The following is a 5,893-nucleotide window of genomic DNA, read 5'->3' as shown; positions in this document are numbered from 1 at the left end:
GCGAGGTTTAGGTTTTTGCTAGGTTTAGGCTTGGTGAAGATTGGTGATTTCTGATTTGGTTATGGGTTGGATTTGATCTGGCTTGTATATCTGATTGTTATGATCGGGAGCGTATCGATGTTATCTCTTTTGATATTGATACGCTTCGAGAGAGCGTGATTGGGTCTACCTGGATTTATCTGGGTGGTTTTTGATTGCGTGAACTATATGTGAGCTGGGTTTTCGTTTTGTTTTAAAGCGAGGAATAGCTTGTATTTATATATGCTAGACGGAGCTTGAGAACGGGATGAACTTGAGAGTTTGATCCTGGCTCAGAGCGAACGCTGGCGGCATGCTTAACACATGCAAGTCGCACGGTCAGCAATGGCAGTGGCGGACGGGTGAGTAACACGTAGGAATCTATCTCTGGGTGGGGGACAACCATGGGAAACTATGGCTAATACCGCATGATACCTGAGGGTCAAAGGCGCGAGTCGCCTGGAGAGGAGCCTGCGTCTGATTAGCTTGTTGGTGGGGTAAAGGCCTACCAAGGCGACGATCAGTAGCTGGTCTGAGAGGATGATCAGCCACATTGGGACTGAGACACGGCCCAAACTCCTACGGGAGGCAGCAGTGGGGAATATTGGACAATGGGGGCAACCCTGATCCAGCAATGCCGCGTGTGTGAAGAAGGTCTTCGGATTGTAAAGCACTTTTGGCAGGGACGATGATGACGGTACCTGCAGAATAAGCCCCGGCTAACTTCGTGCCAGCAGCCGCGGTAATACGAAGGGGGCTAGCGTTGCTCGGAATGACTGGGCGTAAAGGGCGCGTAGGCGGCACACACAGTCAGATGTGAAATTCCTGGGCTCAACCTGGGGACTGCATTTGATACGTGTGAGCTAGAGTGGAGAAGAGGGTTGTGGAATTTCCAGTGTAGAGGTGAAATTCGTAGATATTGGAAAGAACACCGGTGGCGAAGGCGGCAACCTGGTCTTTAACTGACGCTGAGGCGCGAAAGCGTGGGGAGCAAACAGGATTAGATACCCTGGTAGTCCACGCTGTAAACGATGTGTGCTGGATGTTGGGGAACTTAGTTTCTCAGTGTCGTAGCTAACGCGATAAGCACACCGCCTGGGGAGTACGGCCGCAAGGTTGAAACTCAAAGGAATTGACGGGGGCCCGCACAAGCGGTGGAGCATGTGGTTTAATTCGAAGCAACGCGCAGAACCTTACCAGGACTTGACATGGGTAGGACCGGTGGAGAGATTCACTTTTCCCGCAAGGGACCTACTGCACAGGTGCTGCATGGCTGTCGTCAGCTCGTGTCGTGAGATGTTGGGTTAAGTCCCGCAACGAGCGCAACCCTCGCCTTTAGTTGCCATCAGGTTATGCTGGGCACTCTAAAGGAACTGCCGGTGACAAGCCGGAGGAAGGTGGGGATGACGTCAAGTCCTCATGGCCCTTATGTCCTGGGCTACACACGTGCTACAATGGTGGTGACAGTGGGAAGCTATGTGGTGACACAATGCTGATCTCTAAAAGCCATCTCAGTTCAGATTGTACTCTGCAACTCGAGTACATGAAGGTGGAATCGCTAGTAATCGCGGATCAGCATGCCGCGGTGAATACGTTCCCGGGCCTTGTACACACCGCCCGTCACACCATGGGATTTGGTTTGACCTTAAGCAGGTGCGCTAACCCGGCAACGGGAGGCAGCCTACCACGGTCGGGTCAGAGACTGGGGTGAAGTCGTAACAAGGTAGCCGTAGGGGAACCTGCGGCTGGATCACCTCCTTTCAAGGATTTTTCGCTGAGTATTTGACTGGGATTTATTCTGGCAAATTTGGCGAATCCAAGAAAATAAAAAGTCCTGTGGCGGATGCTGCAGGCATTATGTCTGGTTCATGATTGGACTGGTTATTGCCGGCGCCATCAACGCATCCCTTCCCCATAACAGTCGCTGAGAATGCTTAGGTGCATTTTTAGTTTTTGGACTTGGATACCCGCTTTTGATTTGGGCTAGTAGCTCAGTTGGTTAGAGCACACGCTTGATAAGCGTGGGGTCGGAGGTTCAAGTCCTCCCTGGCCCACCATTGGTTGGTGTGGTTCGAATTTAGCTTTGCGGGCAACTGCTGAAGCTTTCGGGCACAGACCATGGGCGGGTTGACGATGATCGCTCACAAGAGATTGGGGATGTAGCTCAATTGGTAGAGCACCTGCTTTGCAAGCAGGGGGTCGTCGGTTCGATTCCGTCCATCTCCACCATTTAAATGTGTGGCGCGGGTTAGATTGTTTTGGGGAAAATCGAGTTTCGGTTTTCTGCTTTGTTTGTTCCTGCGAAGGTCAAGCGAAAAAGAAACCGGATATTGCTCTCCCAGCTTCAATGTTGAGGAGCAATTTGTTCTTTGTCAGGGTGAATAGGTTTTGGTGCGTCTGGATACGTGCATCAGTTTTAGGTTTCCGCGTGAGTGGGGGCTAAAGAATTGGTCTGTGTTCTTTTGCGATGGGTTGTCTGACCTGGGGATCGAGTCAAATCGTGAACCAATGATCGTGAAGGAAGATAAGTGTTCAGAAGCATGATGGTGCAGAGCGCGCGGTTGTGATGACCGGAGCGGCTGCATGGAATAACTTACCGGTACAGAGTGTTTATCTTGGAAGTTTTGTTCCGCGTTTAGTTTTTGAAAACTCGTTCCTAGCGGGTTGGAGAGAGCAAAAGGCGGGCGATGCGTATGTGCTTCTGATGAATGGTTCCTGTGCATGGTGGGTAAGTGGTTTGAGTTTGTTCAATCATCTCAAGCCATGGTGAGAAATGGAAAATTGAACGACGAAAGGGCATTCGGTGGATGCCTTGGCACCAGGAGGCGACGAAGGACGTGGCACGCTGCGAAAAGTTATGGGGAGCTGCGAGCAAGCTTTGATCCATAAATGTCCGAATGGGGCAACCCCCTCGCAAGAGGATCGTATACTGAATACATAGGTATACGAGGCAAACCCGGGGAACTGAAACATCTCAGTACCTGGAGGAAAAGACATCAACAGAGATTCCGCTAGTAGTGGCGAGCGAACGCGGAGTAGGCCAGTGCCTTATTTCAAATTAGCAGAACGGTCTGGAAAGTCCGGCAAGAGTGGGTGATAGCCCCGTATGCGTAGGTTTGATTTAAGGACTTGAGTAAGGCGGGACACGTGAAATCCTGTCTGAACATAGGGGGACCACCCTCTAAGCCTAAATACTCCCTGGTGACCGATAGTGAACAAGTACCGTGAGGGAAAGGTGAAAAGCACCCCGACAAGGGGAGTGAAAGAGACCTGAAACCGGATGCCTACAAGCAGTCGGAGCACCTTTTGGTGTGACGGCGTACCTTTTGTATAATGGGTCAGCGAGTTTCTGTTCGCGGCAAGCTTAAGCCGATAGGCGTAGGCGCAGCGAAAGCGAGTCTGAATAGGGCATTCAGTCGCGGGCAGAAGACCCGAAACCAAGTGATCTAGCCATGGCCAGGCTGAAGGTGGGGTAACACCCACTGGAGGGCCGAACCCACGCCTGTTGAAAAAGTCGGGGATGAGCTGTGGCTAGGGGTGAAAGGCCAATCAAACTTGGAGATAGCTGGTTCTCCGCGAAATCTATTTAGGTAGATCGTCGTACGAATACCCTCGGGGGTAGAGCACTGGATGGGCTAGGGGGTCCCAAAGACTTACCAAACCTAACCAAACTCCGAATACCGAGGAGTACTATACGGCAGACAGACGGTGGGTGCTAAGGTCCATCGTCGAGAGGGAAACAGCCCAGACCACCAGCTAAGGTCCCCAAATTATGGCTAAGTGGGAAAGGATGTGGGAATTCCAAAACAACCAGGAGGTTGGCTTAGAAGCAGCCATCCTTTAAAGAAAGCGTAATAGCTCACTGGTCTAATTAAGAAATCCTGCGCCGAAAATGTAACGGGGCTCAAGCCATATACCGAAGCTGTGGGCGTGATTTATCACGCGGTAGCGGAGCGTTCCGTAAGCCTGTGAAGCGGTACTCGTGAGAGGCCGTGGAGGTATCGGAAGTGCGAATGCTGACATGAGTAGCGACAAACACTGTGAGAAACAGTGTCGCCGTAAGTCCAAGGGTTCCTGCGCAAGGTTAATCCGCGCAGGGTGAGCCGGCTCCTAAGGCGAGGGCGAAAGCCGTAGTCGATGGGAAGGGGGTGAATATTCCTCCGCCTGCTAGAAGTGACGAATGCAATATGTTGTCTGATCTTATTGGATTGATCAGGCTTTTGGCGCATTCCAGGAAATAGCTCTAGCGTATAGACCGTACCCTAAACCGACACAGGTGGACTGGTAGAGCATACCAAGGCGCTTGAGAGAACTATGTTGAAGGAACTAGGCAAATTACTTGCGTAACTTCGGGATAAGCAAGACCCAATAGTGGGCAACCATTATTGGGTGGCACAAAAGAGGGGGTAGCGACTGTTTAGTAAAAACACAGGGCTGTGCGAAGTCGAGAGACGACGTATACGGTCTGACGCCTGCCCGGTGCCGGAAGGTTAAGAGGAGGTGTGCAAGCACTGAATTGAAGCCCCGGTAAACGGCGGCCGTAACTATAACGGTCCTAAGGTAGCGAAATTCCTTGTCGGGTAAGTTCCGACCTGCACGAATGGCGTAACGACTTCCCCACTGTCTCCAGCATAGGCTCAGCGAAATTGAATTCCCCGTGAAGATGCGGGGTACCCGCGGTCAGACGGAAAGACCCTATGAACCTTTACTGCAACTTTGCAGTGGTATTAGGAGAGTGCTGTGTAGGATAGGCGGGAGGCATTGAAGCATGGGCGCTAGCTTGTGTGGAGCCAACCTTGAAATACCGCCCTGAACTCTTCTGATATCTAACCGCGTCCCGTTTATCCGGGACCGGGACCCTGCATGGTGGGCAGTTTGACTGGGGCGGTCGCCTCCCAAAAAGTAACGGAGGCGCGCGATGGTGGGCTCAGGCCGGTCGGACATCGGCTGCTGAGTGCAATGGCATAAGCCCGCCTGACTGCGAGAGCGACAGTTCGAGCAGAGACGAAAGTCGGCCATAGTGATCCGGTGGTTCCACGTGGAAGGGCCATCGCTCAACGGATAAAAGGTACTCTAGGGATAACAGGCTGATCTCCCCCAAGAGTCCACATCGACGGGGAGGTTTGGCACCTCGATGTCGGCTCATCACATCCTGGGGCTGGAGCAGGTCCCAAGGGTTCGGCTGTTCGCCGATTAAAGTGGTACGTGAGCTGGGTTTAGAACGTCGTGAGACAGTTCGGTCCCTATCTGCCGTGGGTGTTGGAGGCTTGAGAGGATCTGTCCCTAGTACGAGAGGACCGGGATGGACGTACCTCTGGTGTACCGGTTGTCGCGCCAGCGGCATAGCCGGGTAGCTATGTACGGAAAAGATAACCGCTGAAAGCATCTAAGCGGGAAACTTACCTCAAAACTAGGCCTCCCAGAGGGTCGTGGTAGACCACCACGTTGATAGGCCAGGTGTATAAGCGCGGTAACGTGCTCAGCTAACTGGTACTAATCACCCGATAGAGTTCAATAAGTCCAATTCTCACCAACCCCCATACACAGCAATCATTTATCGGAGCCCCCGATAAAACGAGAGCCCATCATCCGCACCAAAACTGACCCCACCCACCAAACAGCTTTGATAGGCTGGACGACCTGGTGGCTTTGGCGGGGAGCCTACACCCGATCCCATCCCGAACTCGGCCGTGAAAATCCCCAGCGCCCATGGTACTGTGTCTTAAGGCACGGGAGAGTAGGTCGCCGCCAGGTCCTCCAACCTATCAAACACATAACAAAACCGCCCCATAACGCTAAAGAAGCGCAAAAGGGCGGTTTTGTGGCCTTCAATACAGGCCGATCACATCGGCAAATCAGTTTAACGCGGGGTGGA

The 5,893-nt window shown here is 52.4% G+C and carries 2 tRNA genes and 3 rRNA genes; all 5 read left to right on the top strand.

What is annotated here, in order from left to right:
- Positions 1 to 288: 288 nt before the first annotated feature.
- The 5 genes from QQJ84_RS19220 (at position 289) to rrf (ending at position 5,772) form a co-directional block, all read left to right on the top strand.
- Positions 289 to 1,779: ribosomal RNA gene (locus QQJ84_RS19220) — 16S ribosomal RNA — on the top strand.
- 219 nt (positions 1,780 to 1,998) lie between these two features.
- Positions 1,999 to 2,075, top strand: a tRNA-Ile gene (locus tag QQJ84_RS19215).
- A gap of 96 nt (positions 2,076 to 2,171) precedes the next feature.
- Positions 2,172 to 2,247 (top strand) — tRNA-Ala (locus QQJ84_RS19210).
- A gap of 551 nt (positions 2,248 to 2,798) precedes the next feature.
- Positions 2,799 to 5,536, top strand: a 23S ribosomal RNA gene (locus QQJ84_RS19205).
- Positions 5,537 to 5,657: 121 nt separating this feature from the next.
- Positions 5,658 to 5,772, top strand: a 5S ribosomal RNA gene (gene rrf / locus QQJ84_RS19200).
- Together the 16S, 23S and 5S rRNA genes with 2 tRNA genes alongside form the textbook arrangement of a ribosomal RNA operon.
- Positions 5,773 to 5,893: the final 121 nt, after the last annotated feature.

The sequence above is a fragment of the Acidocella aquatica genome (assembly GCF_030160635.1).
Taxonomy (GTDB): Bacteria; Pseudomonadota; Alphaproteobacteria; order Acetobacterales; family Acetobacteraceae; genus Acidocella; species Acidocella aquatica.
The sequence above is the reverse complement of the archived record's forward strand: the minus strand, read 5'-3'. Positions and strand labels throughout refer to the sequence as shown.